Source organism: Bacillus paramobilis (assembly GCF_038096195.1).
GTDB classification, from domain to species: domain Bacteria; phylum Bacillota; class Bacilli; order Bacillales; family Bacillaceae_G; genus Bacillus_A; species Bacillus_A mobilis.
Map to the genome: position 1 here is coordinate 2,781,303 of NZ_CP151108.1, position 15,010 is coordinate 2,796,312.

A 15,010-nucleotide genomic window follows, 5' to 3' on the forward strand; every position below is an offset into this window, starting at 1 on the left:
AGATGGGCCTTTATTTTTCAAATTTAAGTTGTGAAGTCTTATAAATCTCTCTAACAACTGCTAAGAAGTTCTCGAGCACGACAGACTTTTCATCCCGCCTCCATCCAGCGTATAAGTTTATCTCCGGTGTATGTTCCTGAATGTCTTTATACATAACTTCCGATTTTTTATAACTTTCTACCGATGATGGAACGACAGAAATCCCCATTCCTGCTGCAACTAAATTTACAATCGTCTGCATTTGAATTGCTTCTTGAACAATATTTAAACTTACTCCATGTTCCCAAAAGTAACTAATAATCAAATCATAAAAGTTAGTACCGAAATGACGAGGAAATAAAACAAATGATTCATCTACTAGTTCTTTAATAGGAATATTAGGTAACGAAACTAATGGGTGATCTTCATGTAAAACCAATTTTAAACGTTCTTTAGAACAAACTTCGGAAGACAATATTTCATTATTCTGCTTAGAACGAATAAATCCAATATGAATTTGTTTTTCATAGAGTGCTTTTATTTGCTGGTCCGTTGTCATCTCGCGTAATATAAGCTGAATTTTAGGAAACCGTTCTCGAAAGGTTTTTAATATGTTTATAACCGTTTCTGTAGAATCGACAAAACCGATGATTAAATACCCGATTTTTCCTTCCTCTACAAGCAGAGTTTCTTTAATAGTTCTTTCTACTTGAAGCAGCGTTTGTCGCGCACCTTCTAAAAATATTTTCCCAGCATCGGTAAGCTCAACCATTCTTTTTGTTCGATGAAAAAGTTGGACCCCTAATTCATCTTCTAATTTACGAATTTCTTGGCTTAAAGGAGGTTGTGCCATCATAAGACGTTCCGCCGCACGACTAAAGTTTAATTCTTCTGCCACTGTTATGAAATATTTCATTTTACGAATATCCATTACAATCCCCCTAACATTCACAACTAGCAAAAAAGCCCTCCTTCTAATAAATTATTAATAAAAACAGGAGGAAACTATATCAATCCCTTTTCGTTTCTTTTTTATCATAAATCATTTCATGAAAATACGAGAGATTTATACTAAGTTGAATTACATGTTTTGGGCAGTTTCATTACTTGCATATATTATTTGATTTACTATTTGGTTGAGTAACGAGTACTTGATATTTTATTCACCCATTTATAAAACAAAATACCATTCGTTACCCAACAATAAATTATTGTTTTTCGATAAATTTTTATTGATTACTCTCCTATAATAAGCTATTATATGTTTGTAGAAAATATTAATCTAAGGATTGATTTTATGGACAGGACATTAAAAATTACAAAGTTAATATGTTTTTAAGGATTTTTCTCATCCCGATTATAGTAGGGATAATTGTTGGTATACTAACTAAATTAGGGCAAGGTATACTTCCAGGACATTGGAATTCATTAGCTAATCTAGGAAGTGTTTGGTTAGTTCCATCCTTTTTTGTAGCTAGCTTTAGTTATTCTAAGCGTACAGCTATATTTTCTGGCACCCTTGCACTACTCGGTATGGTATTAGGCTACTATGGTTATGCAATAGTTATTAAAAATGTAGCTCACTCTATTTATTTTATATCTGTATGGATTGTATGTGCATTTATAGGAGGAACTATCTTTGGAATTGCAGGTTTTTTATGGAAAGATACTACAAATCCACTTCATAAATTCGGAAGTGCGCTTATTAGTGGAGTTTTTGTAACAGATGGACTTCACATTCTTTTAAATTTTGAAGACTATAGTCACATGTTACCTGTTGGATATACCGAAGTGATAGTCGGAATTATCTTGATTCTTGTATTAGAACGCTCTAATGCTAATCGAATTTCTTCTTTCTTAATGATGGTTCCTATCATTATTTTAGGATTAATTGGATATACATTATTAAGTTTGTTTACTTAATTACAATACTGTATCATTAAAAAACAAAAGACTAATTCTATTATAATCCACAAAACATATCACGAATTCGAACATTATACTTATTAATGTTGATATACTTATTCATAGGATGAATTCATGAAGCTATCTCTTTCAAAGGGGTGGCTTTTTTCTTACAAAAACTATTTATCAGCTTTTTATTAAATACTTCTAATTTAACAATCGTATTTATTGGCGTGTCATTATACATACTAAGATGACCTTTCAGTATTTCACATAATCGCTATAAAGTGAAATTTTAATAAACGGGGATTTTCTTCATCCCCCACTGATTATTAGTTGCACCAATCGGACTTTAATGGGCAGCCCGACCTCTACCTAACTTCTTTGCTTTCGCTTCATTTTGAGGTGGGGGTCTTACTGCCCATTAAAGCGGGATAAAATAAGGCTAAAAAAATTATCTCCAAATTTCTTTAGCCTAGATCACTTATTTACACATTAAAAAATATAATTCGTACAACGGTACCTTTACCAACTTCTGAATGGATTTCTACACTATGTCCTAATTGTTTCGTAATTTCATATACAAGATATAGCCCCATTCCAGTTGATTCTTTAAAATCTCTGCCATTTTCCCCTGTAAAGAAAGGTTTAAATACTCTAGGTAAATCTTGCTTCGGTATCCCTACGCCATAATCGGTGATTTCAAGTATAACGTTACTATCTTCCTTACAAGCATTTACTTTAATCTTCTCTCGACTACCAGATGAATATTTAATCGCATTCGATAGTATTTGTCCAATTAAAAATTGTAGCCATTTTGCATCACTTTCTACAATAATATCCTTATCAATTTTAAGCTCTGGATATACAAAATTCCGGATAAAAAAGCGTTTATGTTCATGCACAGAATCATTCACTATTTTATGTAGCTGTACTTTTTCGACATAAAAATCTTGTGTAAATGCTTCTAAACGTGCGACATACAAAGCCATCTCTAACCCTTTTTTCAATCTATCTGTCTCCTCATTTATACTTTCAAAACGTGGGTCGACTTCATCTTGTGTAATTAATTCTATTACAGATAAAGGTGTTTTCATTTGATGTATCCACTGATTCATAAAAGTTAAATGATCATTATTTTTTCTCTCTTGTATTTGCAGCTGGTTTTGATAATGTCGATATTGCACCTCAAGTAGCTCTTGAAGTTTAGTAGATAAAACTGCAAAATCTGATTTTTGCACAGAATCATCCAAAGAATGCAACGGATTTGCTAATCTTTCATAGAACGTACGATGAGTAAAGTAACGAAATACTAAATAACCTACCATAAAAAAGACACCTAAAAACATTGCATATAACGCCGTTGCAATATGGTTATGCCCATCAAACCAATATACAAGAAATATGGCTAGTAGCTGGATTACTGTAAAACAAATAAGTGGTATATGATCACGAATAAATAATTTTATCATTTCTCCATACCATTATCCCAAGTTATATGTAATCTATAACCGACACTACGAATCGTTTCAATTGCATCTTCAATCTGTAATGTTTTTAACTTTTTACGCACACGAGTTGTATTTACGCTTAAAGTATTATCATCAACATACGATTCGCTATCCCATAATTTATTTAATAGCACTTCTCTACCCACAACACGCGGATAATTTTTCATTAACATCTCTAATAAAATAGCTTCATTTCTTGTTATATCAATCTCTTGATTCTTAAGCCTCAATACAAGCCTTTCGGGATATAAGCAAAGACCTTGTTGCTCAACCATCCGTTCTTCTACTTTCGGTGCATAATCTCCGTAAGCGCGTCTTAAATGACTACGAATTTTCGCCATTACAACTTCGTAATGGAATGGCTTTGGAATAAAATCATCACCACCGTTTTCAAGCGCCATAACTTGATCCATTGTGCCTTCACGAGCCGAAATAAATAATATCGGACATGTAGAAACTCCGCGAATTTGACGACACCAATAGTACCCATCAAAACTTGGTAAATTAATATCTAATAAAACTAACTCTGGTTGTTCTTCTAAAAAAATGTTTAATACATTTTGAAAATCCGATACAATAATTCCTTCATACCCGTATTTCGCGACATGTTTTGATAATAATTCTGCAATTTTCATATCGTCTTCTACAATCATAATTTTAACCATGTGTTTACTCCTTTTTCGATCCACAATCTTATATTCAATTATATAAAATAAATACTACCTTTTTTTATATCATACGTAAATCAAAAAAGGATACTTTTATACAACAGCATCCTTCTTCTATTATTCTTATTTAATATGAAATTTACTCAAAGTAAACCCTAGTTTTTCCATATAATTCATACCTAATTCCATCCTAGCAGTCTTCAGTGGATCCACAACTTGGCAAATTTTTAAATTACCTGCTGCTGATAATAAAAGCGTTGCATCAGCTTTAGACATTTCTAATTCTTCATGTAAAAATGTCACCATATTTCGCACAGCACGATTCGCTGCATCATCTAATAATTTCTCTGAAGCAATCGTCATTACTTTTTCTTTTTGGATAGCCATTGGTAATGGCCATTTCTTTCCTTTTATAATTTGAACTGTTACAGTAACCTCACCAGCAACTTCTACGCCACTAACACCAATTTCACCATCACCCATCGCTGCGTGTAAATCACCTATTGCTAATAGAGCGCCAGGAACATTTACAGGTAATAGTAATGTCGTCCCTTCTTTTATCTCTTTACAATCCATATTCCCACCATGATCATGCGGAGTGCCACATGAAATGCTCTCTTCTTTCGGCGCAGTACCAATAACACCAATCATTGGATTAATCGGAATTTGTAATTCATTTGAAAATAAAACATGTTCATTATGTATTGGGACAATTTTCACTGTATTTTCATGTAGCTCTTCACCCATTACGCCAAGATTCGTTCCTGTAGTTAAAACACCTTGCTCTGCAATTTTAATCTTTTCAATCGATACGACTAAAATATCACCGGGTTCTGCACCATTAATAAATACTGGACCAGTGGCTGGATTAATACGGTTCCAATCTAATTCTTGAAACGCAACATCTTCAGAATCAATTTGATTTTCAAAGCAATCATATGTTTCAAATACAAGACGACTCCCTACTTCTACTTCCATACAAGGCTGATTATCTGGTGACATTGCGTAAACGATATGTTCTTTATGAATGCGATACATTTTATCTCTCCCCTTTTATATTGATCTACAATTACTAATTAGCTTTTTTCGTACAAGCTCCTGTTAAAAATTAATAAATTTACATATAGAAAAGCACCTAGCTTATTTTCATACATACACTCTTTACTATATCAGATAAAGAAAGGTGGTAGCACTATGCCCCTTATTCCATATAACGAAAGTGATGTTGATTTACTAGCTCGTTTAATTCGTGCTGAAGCTGAAGGAGAAGGTCGACAAGGTGAACAACTTGTTGGCTGCGTAGTAGTAAATCGTGTATTTTGTGATTGCTTAGATTTTAAACAGCTTCGTTCTGTACGTGACGCGGTATATCAAAGCCCTGGCGGATTTGAAGCAGTGCAATACGGATATTTTTATCAGCGTGCTCGTGATTCTGAAAAAGAAATTGCAAGAAAAGTTTTACAAGGTGAATGGCGCTGGCCAGCACGATGGGCTCTATGGTATTTCCGTCCAGTTGGAGCTTGTCCGCCTGAATGGTATAATCAGCCATTTGCAGGGCAATTTAAAAGCCACTGCTTTTATGAACCACGTGGTGATGAATGTCCAAAAATGTATTCACGATAGCATAATTTGAAACGCAAGTACTTAAATCTCTGAGTACTTGCGTTTCTTTTAGATTGTTTAGAAATCTAATAATGCGATGAACTTTTCAACTCCCACAACATGTATTAATAACGGTATACGCGGGCCGCTAGACTGATTCATAATGAGCCTATATATAATCAAAAACAATTGTTTTTGATTTTCTTTCATTATTTTTTTATTTTCATGATGACAAATTGAATACAAATTTTCCATTAAGTTAGAGTAATCTTTATTAGAACGAAGTATTTTGCAAACTTCTACTAACCATTCTTTCTGTCTTTCATCTAATGTGTTGTAAAACTCTGTATTTCTCTCTAGATTTACCGCAATTAATTTTTCAGATTGAAAGTTTCTTATCCAATACTCTGCGCGGTTACATATCGCTATCATAGCATCTAATGTATAACTTCTATCTATTTTTTCTAATGTAACTTGTAAAATAGATGAATCAAAATTTAATAGTGGTAACGTTCCTGCTACTTGGTTAAATTTCGGATATTCTTTAAACCCACTATCAACTCTAGAGAGTTTAATTGCATCAAATAAATCTTCATTTTTGAGCGTTTTATTCTCATAACTATCTTTCAATCGTTCATATTCTGTATAATTGCGAATCACATCTTCATCAAGACCGATATGAAAAGCTGCGTTTGGTCTATATTTAGCAAACATGAAAAGAATCACTTCTGGTAAATACACTTTTAACAACTCGCTAGGTGTAATACTATTCCCTGAAGAACTAGACATTTTTTCGTGATGCCCTTTTATTCCTATGAAATCATACGCAACGTAATGAGGAGCTTCACGATTAAATATTTCTTTTGCGATTTCCTTGGATACATTATAACTACCCGTTTCCGATGAATGATCTCTTCCACCCGGTTCAAAAATAACATCCTCTATCATCCACCTCATCGGCCAATCGATTTTCCAATTCAGTTTCATTTTATTTGTATTTAATACTGATAATTCATTTTGATTTCCACATACACATTCATACTGAACTGATTTTAATACTTCATCAAAATGTGTAATCGTTGTTGCATCTTTCCCGCATTTTTCACAATATAATGTAACTGGATAAAAGCTCTCTCGCTCTTCTTCACTACACTCTCCAGTTTTAAAACTCATTAAAATATCATATATTTCTTTTCTTTTATATAAAGACTCGAATATATTTTCGTTATACCTTCTGCTTCTATATTCAGCATGTTGATATATGAATTCCACTTCAATTCCAAATGCTTGAAGAGATTTCTCAAACTCTTTTTCAAAATGCTCTGCATACGAATTATGACAGCCATATGGATCTGGAATATCACAGTATGGCATACCAATATATTTTGCAAAAGATGGATCAATATTTTTAGGGACTTTTCTAAACCTATCATAATCATCCCATGAAAATATAAAACGAGTCTTTTTCCCTAAATCTTGAAGTGCTCTTACAACGAAATAAGTCGTTATTATTTCGCGAAAATTCCCAATATGAACAGAACCAGATGGACTTATTCCAGATGCACAAACAAATGTTTCTTTGTTTGGATGTTTTCTAATTAATTCATGTGCTACTTCATACGCCCAATGCATATATTACTCACCTCAATTATTATTTGTTTTCACATTTTCAAATTTATGCAATAAAAAAACTCCCACCCCCAAGATTATTCATCTTGAGGACGAGAGTTGTTAGCTTCGCGGTACCACCTCAGTTTGTCAATACGTCGCCATATTAACCTCTTCAGGTACGGCAAAATATGCTTATACCCTATCTCTATAACGGGAGAATCCGTCGCACCATCCCTAAACAAATTAGTTCCTTGCGCAGCTCCAAGTCTTTTTTCATTAAGATGTATACCGCTCTTTCTCAGCTACCAGAGCTCTCTGTACGTAATCTTTCTTAACTACTCTTCTCTTCCATGCCATTTTATATATTAGTTTTTTCATATGATAATTTATAATGCTTTTATTGTCAAACTTTTCCGAACGAAAAAGCTATCTAAATAAATGTTTTATCGCTTCTAATTGAATTTTATGACTACATTCATCACAACAATATATCCCTTTCAATTTCTCTTTAAATCGCTTTTATTTTTCACTTCCCTCGTAAACACGGAATATATTTTTACAAGAAAAACAAACAATTTCATAAAACATCATATGCATTTTCCTCTCCATGTTTATACATTTTTTTAATCGCTTAAGATAGTCAGTTTTCTACAGTAAAAATCTTAATATCCTCTGACTAAAAGGTTTACCTTCATTCTTATCGAATTATATAAATATCTTATAAATTGAGGTGAACATCTTGATCAGTAATATAGAATTGGTTTTAGATGCTAAAGCTAGTTTAGCTGAAGGACCTTGTTGGAATGAAAAAAAGCAACTTTTATACTGGGTTGATATTATAGAGAAACAATTATGCATACTTAATCCTACTGCAAATACAAACCGAGTAATCGCTCTCAATCAACAAATCGGCTGTGTTGTTCCATATTTAGAGGACATATTACTCTTAGCTATGGAAAACGGCTTTTATTCTATTAATGTAAATACAGAAAAACTGACACATATTTTTGACCCCGAACCACATTTAATAGAAAATCGTTTTAATGATGGAAAATGTGATCCCGCTGGTCGTTTTTGGGCAGGTACTACAGATACATACGGTATTAATGCTGCAGGCTCCTTGTATTGTTTAAATAACAATTTGAGTGTAGAGAAAAAAGTTTCACATGTAAATACTTCAAACGGAATCGCTTGGTCACCTGATCATACATACCTTTACTTTATAGATACACCTACTAAAAAAGTGGTTCGCTATCAAAATAATATACGTACTGGAGAAATTCATAATCCAAGTGATGTAATCATTTTCCCTGAAAATGATGGTCTACCTGATGGTATGACAATTGACGAAGAAGGTTGTTTATGGATTGCACATTGGGGAGGTTCAAAGATTACTAGGTGGAATCCTTTAACTGGAGAACAAATATTAAGTATTCCAATTCCTGCGTTATATGTAACCTCATGTACATTTGGTGGACCTAACTTAACTGATTTATATGTTACAACAGCCAGAACAAGAATGACGGATGACGAATTAAAAGAGTATCCACATGCTGGTGGTATTTTTCGAATTCAAACAAATGTTAAAGGCTGCCCCACCTATTCATTTTGTAATAAAAATATTGGAGCTGAAACTATATGAACCGTATTGATCACATAAGACACGAAGAAAAGAAATATCACGACCTTTGCTATGAACAATATAAACTATTTGAAACTGGTTCTTGGCTTTATAAACCGGTTAAAACAGTTATGAACTTACTAGATTACTTTGAAGGACAAAATAACTTGCAAGTGCTTGACCTCGGCTCTGGCGTTGGAAGAAATAGCATTCCAATTGCACAAAAAATAAAAAATGCTAGCGGTACTGTTACATGTGTGGACTTACTGGATTCCGCGTTAACAAAATTACAAACTTATAGCAAAGAACATGATGTATTTGAAGTTATAAAAACAGAACAAGCATCAATTGAAAACTACTACATCCAACCTGATACTTATGATTATATCGTTGCAGTATCAAGTTTAGAGCATGTTAAATCAGAAGAAGATTTAACAAACGTGCTCCATTCTATGAAAAGAGGTACAAAGACTGGTGGTATCAATTGTTTAATTATTAACTCAAACATACAAGAAATTGACTTACATACGAATGAAGAATTAGATGCTTTAATTGAAATTAACCTTCCTACTGATGATATGATACATCTATTAAAAAGTATTTATAAGGAATGGCAAGAAATAAAAGTTGAAATAAAAGAATTAGCTTATGATATAGTCCGAAACGAAAGACACATTCAATTAAAAACAAATGCTATAACATTTGTTTTTAAGAAATAAAACTATAAAAGGTAAGGTTTTCCCTCATATATTCCTAGAAACACCCTTACCTTTCAATTATAAATTCTTCAAAAAATTGCTTCGTTATTAGTTTTAGATTCATCTAAAACATTATTTTTATTAGCAATACTATTCAGCTATTAATTGAATTCATTCATTCATTTATTAATAATTGCTTGTCGAGCTTTTTCTTTATCATCAAAATGAATTGTTGTATCTTTTAAAATTTGATACGTTTCGTGCCCTTTCCCCGCAATCAAAACAATATCATTAGAAGATGCCATTTTTATTGCGTGATTTATCGCTAGTTCACGATCTACCTCTACTTTATAATTCAAATTATTATTCTGTGAAAATCCTTTTTCAATATCTTTCATTATTAACTGCGGATCTTCCGAACGGGGATTGTCAGAAGTAATAAAAACAAAATCGCTATAACTTCCAGCAATTTCACCCATTATAGATCGTTTTTTTGCGTCTCTATCTCCACCGCAACCGAAAACAGTAATGATTTTACCTTTTGAAAACTCACTAATTGTAGAGAGGACATTTTCTAACGCATCAGGTGTATGAGCATAATCCACTATTACAAGGAAATCTTGATTTGCGTCTATGATTTGCATTCTACCTTCAATGCTCTTTAAGTTAGATAAGCTATCACTAATGTTTGTAAGCGGAATATCTTCAACCAACGCCGCTGTTATTGCTGCTAATGCATTATATACATTAAAACGTCCTACTAGATTTAGGTTAACTTCTATTTCTCCATTAAAGGACGAAACTAAAAACCGAATTCCTTTTGAGCTTAAAGTTATGCTCTTCGCTTGAACATCTGCTCCATTATGCATCCCATAAGTGATAACCTCAGCTGAAGTAATGTTTTTAAAGTATTCTACCGATGGATCGTCTGCATTCAAAATAGCAACTTTTTTATCTGTAGTAGAAAAATCATTTCCTAATCTTGAAAAAAGAAGACCTTTTACATGCTTATATTCATCAAATGTTCCATGATAATCCAAATGATCTTGCGTTAAATTTGTGAAAACAGCTATTTTAAAGTTACACCCTTTAACTCTTCCCATATGTAAACCTTGTGACGTAACTTCCATAACACAATAATCTGCATTTTGATTTTTCATCATTTGCAAATTTCGTTGAAGTGTTGGAGGTTCTTGCGTATTAATATCAGTTGGATAACATTTTGAACCAACTTTGACTCCGTTATTCCCCATGAGCCCCGTGTGATATCCATAATCACTTAAAATTTTTTCAAGTAAATAGGAAGTAGTTGTTTTCCCATTTGTACCTGTAATTCCAATTAGCTTCATTTTATTAGATGGATAACCATAGAAATGTGACGCAATAACTGCCATAGCATACCTAGCATCTTTAACAATTATTTTAGGTATCTCAATATTTACATCTCTTTCTACAATTAGTGCTACAGCACCCTTATTCACTGCATCTTCAACAAATTGATGCCGATCTTCAAGAAAACCATCGATACCTGATACGCATATAAATAGATTTCCACTAGTTATCTTTCTAGAATCCATTTCCAAGCCCGTAATTTCTACATCCATATCCCCAATGGTCTCTTTAATCAATAACAAATTCGCCAGTTCTTTAAGTTTCAAATCCCCGTCCCCCTTATACATCCTCTTATTAATTTTACCATTTTGTTCAAAGTTTATGGTTTTAAATTCCATATTAATTAAACGAACTATAATCATCTTAAATAAACAAAAAATAAAAGAGCACTTGTTTCCGCAAGTGCTCTTTTTAGGGATTTTGAGATGCCCTATTAAAGAAAGTTAAAGTTACTTAAAGTTAATAGGTATTTCTATTATATGCTTGTCCTTTTTATTTGTGCATAATCAATATATAAACATCTTTAATAATTCTTAATAACTTTTAGTTATAGTTCTTTTTACATTTTATCATTAAGAAATTGATTGAAGGTTTATTTTCCATGTTTTTATTTGGTTCATCAATTTCCGAAACTTGTACTATTCCATATTTATTAAAATCTTGCTTTATAGAGGCATTATCATAGAAGAACATTTTTACGCCTTCCATGATTTCGAAATAATCTTGCTCCAACTTTTTCCCTTTTCCATACATGGGAGCTTTTTTAGAAACGGTTGTAAAAACCATATATCCACCAGGTTTTAACTGATTATAACAATCTTTAATAAATTTCTCTCTTTCCTTCTCATTCAACAAATGAAGAAGTGCATGACTAAATATTCCATCATAAAGTTTATTATCAAAAGGCATTTCGTTTACCGAACCGTGATATATACTAACATCTTCTAGTCCGTTTTGTTTCGCTAAATCAATAGCTGTTTTTGAAATCTCAATTCCAGTTACATTTAAACCATTATCGATAAACACCTTTGCGTTTCTTCCATATCCAATACCCGGTACTAATATATCTTTAACGTTCTTTTCCAGAAAAACATCTTTTGTCAAAATTGCAGATTCTGTAGGTTCAAATCCCCACATTGTTTGTTTCTCAATAAAACTTGATTCCCAAAATTCCATTTTATTTTTATCTCCTTATTCTTATCTCTTGTATAGCATCACATGAAAGACCTATTCATTTTAACGCTGCTTTTTTCACCACAGTCACTATAGGTCCATTGAATATAGCATATTAATAAGCCTATATCTATTTTAAAGATTGGTTGAATATGTATTCTAAATATTAATTTTTACATTTAGACAAAATAAAAAATACCAATACTTCTATTGTATATTGGCATTTTTACATAAGAAATTATCTTTTTATATTGTACTGATCTATTACTTTTTCTAACACTTCTAAAGTTATTGGTTGAGCTTTCTCTATTAATTGAAAACCAATACGCCCATTCGGTTCAGCTGTAACTTGTTGTAAACTCTTTAAATCATGAATTCCTTTTTCTCTTAATTGCATATATAGTTGTTGTTCCGACATTTTTGCTTTCATCAAATTCTCTTTTACAATTTCTCCGTTTTCAACAATAACAACACTACTGCCATTTAGGAATTGTTCCACCTTCCTTGATTTCAATTCAAAGAAATGAATGATAAGAAGTACGCTTGCAAATATTACAGCTGCAAATATAGATGGGACTACTTTCCTACTTAATACTGGTTCTACAATAATACGGCCGATTGATACTACTATAATTATTTCCGCTCTCGTCATTTGACTAACAGATTTACTACCTGTCATTTTTAATGCAATCATTCCAGTAAGAATTAAAATTATGCTTTCCAAAATCATATTCATAATAGCCCAATCCTTTAATGGTGAATGTTACTAGCATTCTCCATTAAAGGATGAATTATAAGCTATAAGTTGACCTTTTATTCATATGAAACGAATACTTTCAATGGATTTATTGTCCCTTTACTCAATTCTGCAAAACATTGCTCGAGTGTAGAATAATGAATTTCATGTTGAAAAATTTCTTCTATCCATGGTGTTTGTTCTATTTGACTAAAAAACCAATCTGCATGTTTTTGATAATCATAACCGTCACTTGAACCAATGATTTTCAATTCTTTCCGATAAAAGTCGGCGGTCAATGTTAGCTCTTCTATATTACCATCAGAAAGAATACTTATTTCCCCATTATTATTAATAGCCTTTTGTAATGTGTGAAACCCTCTATTTGTAGCAGAACATTCGAAACCGTAATTATATGTTTCTATTATTTGTTCTTCTGAATCAAATGTGTTTTTCACACCAAACTTCTTTGCAAATTCTCTTCTATTTTTATTTGGTTCAACAACATCCACTTGCTTAACACCTACATAGGATTTTAAGAAATAACAAGCGAGTAAACCGATAACTCCCATTCCAGTTATAAGCACCTTTTCATCTTGCCGTGGGTCTATTTTCAATACTCCTTTAGCGGCATCACATGAAAGAATAGATAATAAAGCCACTTTAGGCTTTATATAACTAGGTACTCGAATTACTTTATACCCCGTAACTATTCCTATCGTTTCATGTCCATAAAAAGAAACTACTTTATCGCCTACGTTTACATTTGTTACTTTATTACCAACTTGAATAACTTCACCATAACTTTCATATCCAGTTTTTCTTGGATAAATAGGATTTGTATCTGTAACGTCAGATCCACTATACTGCGGTAACTCTGCGCCAATACTTATTGCACCTGCGATTGTTTTAATGATAATTTCGTCGTGCTGTATAGGCTTAATTTCACACTTTTCCCACTTAAATTGTTTAGGGCCTTCTAAAACTAATTTATATCGTTCCATTCATATCCTCTCACTTTATAGAATTATATTCTCACTACATCCCCAAAAATGTATAATAGATTTATCTAAAATTTAAGCTATAACGTTGGCTAGCACCCAACAGTGATAATATGATAATTGAATTTGATGGATATGGAATTAATGAGTATGTTTTTGGCCGTAACTGTTCTCTTAACAAGTTAAAAATAATGTATTTAAATGTAAAAAATGAAGAAATGTCTAATGAAGAGCTTCTAAGCTTATTTTGTGTAAAGTATCATTATGAAAAAATCCCAAAGTTATTACAAGAGGACCTCATGAGCGATGTTGTCATTGATTTAGATACGGACTATATTTATGTTCCTAATAGATAACAGTAAACTAGATTGAGTGAATAGAAATTACGATTCAGCTAAATGTTTAATAAAATAAGTCATTGCCCAAATTAATGTCGCAAACTGAGTGACAAAATACATTGTCCATTCAAACCCAGTCAATTTTCTATCTCGCTTAACCTTCTTTAAGTATCTGTAAAATATAAATGTACTTAAAAACATAAGTAACAACGATAATTGTTGTAAATCATCGACTAAACGTACTCCCATAGACCCCATCACCCTCCTATTCAAAATAAATGCTACACTTTAAGGTTAACATTTATTGGTAGTTCATTTCCATTTAAATTGCTTATGTCCAAAATAAAAAGAGCACGCAGCTATTGAGTGCTCTAAAAAATATCAATTTAACACATTTTCCTTGTACTGGTTGCATGTAATTCCCCTTACTTTTTATAACTCAGTTCTATCACTTCCGGTATATGCTTACTATCATATTTCCTCGTATAGATTTCTCCATCTGGAGTAACTAATTGTAATACAATCTCACCACAAACTCCATTTAGTATTTTAAATTCGCCTTGTGTATTTGAAATACTACGTTCCTTACTTTCAATTGAATCTTCATAAATTTTCACATTAGATATAGGCTCGTTATTTTGATCTACGATAATACCTCTTGAATACTTACCAACTGCAATACATTGATCCTCTTCTTTATAATATTTAGTCACAATGATAGCTCCAATTATTATAACGATACACACAAACAAGAGAATTATTTTGCGTCTCACAA

Annotated in this window: 15 protein-coding genes, 2 pseudogenes and 1 other annotated feature; of the genes and pseudogenes, 5 read left to right on the forward strand and 12 right to left on the reverse strand. The window is 32.2% G+C overall.

The features are described from left to right. Window positions 1-10: 10 nt before the first annotated feature. Window positions 11-910, reverse strand: a complete 900-nt coding sequence (locus AABL52_RS14410) for a LysR substrate-binding domain-containing protein (RefSeq protein WP_341517753.1) — start codon at window positions 908-910, stop codon at window positions 11-13. A 366-nt stretch (window positions 911-1,276) separates the two neighbouring features. On the opposite strand from AABL52_RS14410, the pseudogene AABL52_RS14415 reads away from it, so the two are divergent. Beyond that, window positions 1,277-1,902 (forward strand): annotated as a pseudogene (locus AABL52_RS14415) (DUF6518 family protein). 470 nt (window positions 1,903-2,372) lie between these two features. Here AABL52_RS14415 and AABL52_RS14420 read toward each other — a convergent pair. From AABL52_RS14420 to AABL52_RS14430, 3 genes are all read right to left on the reverse strand, one after another. Further along, window positions 2,373-3,356: a sensor histidine kinase gene (locus AABL52_RS14420; RefSeq protein WP_000593187.1), complete on the reverse strand. Its 984-nt coding sequence runs from the start codon at window positions 3,354-3,356 to the stop codon at window positions 2,373-2,375. Next, the gene (locus tag AABL52_RS14425) at window positions 3,353-4,060 is read right to left on the reverse strand and encodes a response regulator transcription factor (RefSeq protein ID WP_341517754.1); all 708 of its coding nucleotides are present in this window, start codon (window positions 4,058-4,060) and stop codon (window positions 3,353-3,355) included. Before AABL52_RS14425 ends, AABL52_RS14420 begins: the two co-directional genes overlap by 4 nt. Window positions 4,061-4,186: 126 nt before the next feature. Beyond that, window positions 4,187-5,101 carry an acetamidase/formamidase family protein gene (locus AABL52_RS14430; RefSeq protein ID WP_341517755.1) on the reverse strand — a complete coding sequence of 305 codons (915 nt, stop codon included), beginning with the start codon at window positions 5,099-5,101 and terminating at the stop codon, window positions 4,187-4,189. Between the two features lie 156 nt (window positions 5,102-5,257). On the opposite strand from AABL52_RS14430, the gene AABL52_RS14435 reads away from it, so the two are divergent. Further along, on the forward strand, window positions 5,258-5,686 hold the full coding sequence (locus AABL52_RS14435) for a cell wall hydrolase (RefSeq protein WP_001128407.1): 429 nt from the start codon (window positions 5,258-5,260) through the stop codon (window positions 5,684-5,686). A 57-nt stretch (window positions 5,687-5,743) separates the two neighbouring features. Here AABL52_RS14435 and lysS read toward each other — a convergent pair whose 3' ends face one another. Both lysS and AABL52_RS14445 read right to left on the reverse strand, forming a co-directional pair. Next, window positions 5,744-7,297, reverse strand: a complete 1,554-nt coding sequence (gene lysS, locus AABL52_RS14440) for a lysine--tRNA ligase (protein WP_341517756.1) — start codon at window positions 7,295-7,297, stop codon at window positions 5,744-5,746. A gap of 82 nt (window positions 7,298-7,379) precedes the next feature. Continuing rightward, window positions 7,380-7,636: a binding site (T-box leader), on the reverse strand. A 66-nt stretch (window positions 7,637-7,702) separates the two neighbouring features. After that, a pseudogene (locus AABL52_RS14445) lies at window positions 7,703-7,873 on the reverse strand (DUF2197 domain-containing protein). A 142-nt stretch (window positions 7,874-8,015) separates the two neighbouring features. Between AABL52_RS14445 and AABL52_RS14450 the strand changes: the two are divergent. Further along, on the forward strand, window positions 8,016-8,918 hold the full coding sequence (locus AABL52_RS14450; RefSeq protein ID WP_098342410.1) for an SMP-30/gluconolactonase/LRE family protein: 903 nt from the start codon (window positions 8,016-8,018) through the stop codon (window positions 8,916-8,918). After that, entirely contained in the window at window positions 8,915-9,616 is a 702-nt protein-coding gene (locus tag AABL52_RS14455) for a class I SAM-dependent methyltransferase (protein WP_098342411.1), read from the forward strand. Before AABL52_RS14450 ends, AABL52_RS14455 begins: the two co-directional genes overlap by 4 nt. 158 nt (window positions 9,617-9,774) lie before the next feature. Here AABL52_RS14455 and AABL52_RS14460 read toward each other — a convergent pair whose 3' ends face one another. The 4 genes from AABL52_RS14460 to AABL52_RS14475 form a co-directional block, all read right to left on the reverse strand. After that, the gene (locus AABL52_RS14460) at window positions 9,775-11,253 is read right to left on the reverse strand and encodes a UDP-N-acetylmuramoyl-L-alanyl-D-glutamate--2,6-diaminopimelate ligase (protein WP_341517757.1); all 1,479 of its coding nucleotides are present in this window, start codon (window positions 11,251-11,253) and stop codon (window positions 9,775-9,777) included. A gap of 277 nt (window positions 11,254-11,530) precedes the next feature. Then, a complete protein-coding gene (locus AABL52_RS14465) occupies window positions 11,531-12,163 on the reverse strand; it encodes a class I SAM-dependent methyltransferase (protein ID WP_341517758.1) in 633 nt (210 codons plus the stop codon). Window positions 12,164-12,398: 235 nt separating this feature from the next. Then, complete coding sequence (locus AABL52_RS14470) at window positions 12,399-12,896, reverse strand: DUF421 domain-containing protein (protein ID WP_341517759.1); 498 nt, start codon at window positions 12,894-12,896, stop codon at window positions 12,399-12,401. Window positions 12,897-12,973: 77 nt separating this feature from the next. Beyond that, on the reverse strand, window positions 12,974-13,900 hold the full coding sequence (locus tag AABL52_RS14475) for a zinc-binding dehydrogenase (RefSeq protein WP_341517760.1): 927 nt from the start codon (window positions 13,898-13,900) through the stop codon (window positions 12,974-12,976). A 110-nt stretch (window positions 13,901-14,010) separates the two neighbouring features. On the opposite strand from AABL52_RS14475, the gene AABL52_RS14480 reads away from it, so the two are divergent. Next, on the forward strand, window positions 14,011-14,253 hold the full coding sequence (locus AABL52_RS14480; protein ID WP_088096447.1) for a hypothetical protein: 243 nt from the start codon (window positions 14,011-14,013) through the stop codon (window positions 14,251-14,253). Window positions 14,254-14,280: 27 nt separating this feature from the next. On the opposite strand, the gene AABL52_RS14485 is transcribed toward AABL52_RS14480, so the two are convergent. Then, window positions 14,281-14,484, reverse strand: a complete 204-nt coding sequence (locus AABL52_RS14485) for a hypothetical protein (protein ID WP_088096446.1) — start codon at window positions 14,482-14,484, stop codon at window positions 14,281-14,283. Between the two features lie 176 nt (window positions 14,485-14,660). Then, entirely contained in the window at window positions 14,661-15,008 is a 348-nt protein-coding gene (locus AABL52_RS14490) for a carboxypeptidase regulatory-like domain-containing protein (protein WP_341517761.1), read from the reverse strand. Window positions 15,009-15,010: the final 2 nt, after the last annotated feature.

Coding starts and splice junctions, on each gene's coding strand:
- AABL52_RS14410 (WP_341517753.1), bottom strand. CDS start 910: ATGGATATTCGTAAAATGAAATATTTCATAACAGTGGCAGAAGAATTA.
- AABL52_RS14420 (WP_000593187.1), bottom strand. CDS start 3,356: ATGATAAAATTATTTATTCGTGATCATATACCACTTATTTGTTTTACA.
- AABL52_RS14425 (WP_341517754.1), bottom strand. CDS start 4,060: ATGGTTAAAATTATGATTGTAGAAGACGATATGAAAATTGCAGAATTA.
- AABL52_RS14430 (WP_341517755.1), bottom strand. CDS start 5,101: ATGTATCGCATTCATAAAGAACATATCGTTTACGCAATGTCACCAGAT.
- AABL52_RS14435 (WP_001128407.1), top strand. CDS start 5,258: ATGCCCCTTATTCCATATAACGAAAGTGATGTTGATTTACTAGCTCGT.
- lysS (WP_341517756.1), bottom strand. CDS start 7,297: ATGCATTGGGCGTATGAAGTAGCACATGAATTAATTAGAAAACATCCA.
- AABL52_RS14455 (WP_098342411.1), top strand. CDS start 8,915: ATGAACCGTATTGATCACATAAGACACGAAGAAAAGAAATATCACGAC.
- AABL52_RS14465 (WP_341517758.1), bottom strand. CDS start 12,163: ATGGAATTTTGGGAATCAAGTTTTATTGAGAAACAAACAATGTGGGGA.
- AABL52_RS14470 (WP_341517759.1), bottom strand. CDS start 12,896: ATGAATATGATTTTGGAAAGCATAATTTTAATTCTTACTGGAATGATT.
- AABL52_RS14475 (WP_341517760.1), bottom strand. CDS start 13,900: ATGGAACGATATAAATTAGTTTTAGAAGGCCCTAAACAATTTAAGTGG.
- AABL52_RS14480 (WP_088096447.1), top strand. CDS start 14,011: ATGATAATTGAATTTGATGGATATGGAATTAATGAGTATGTTTTTGGC.
- AABL52_RS14485 (WP_088096446.1), bottom strand. CDS start 14,484: ATGGGAGTACGTTTAGTCGATGATTTACAACAATTATCGTTGTTACTT.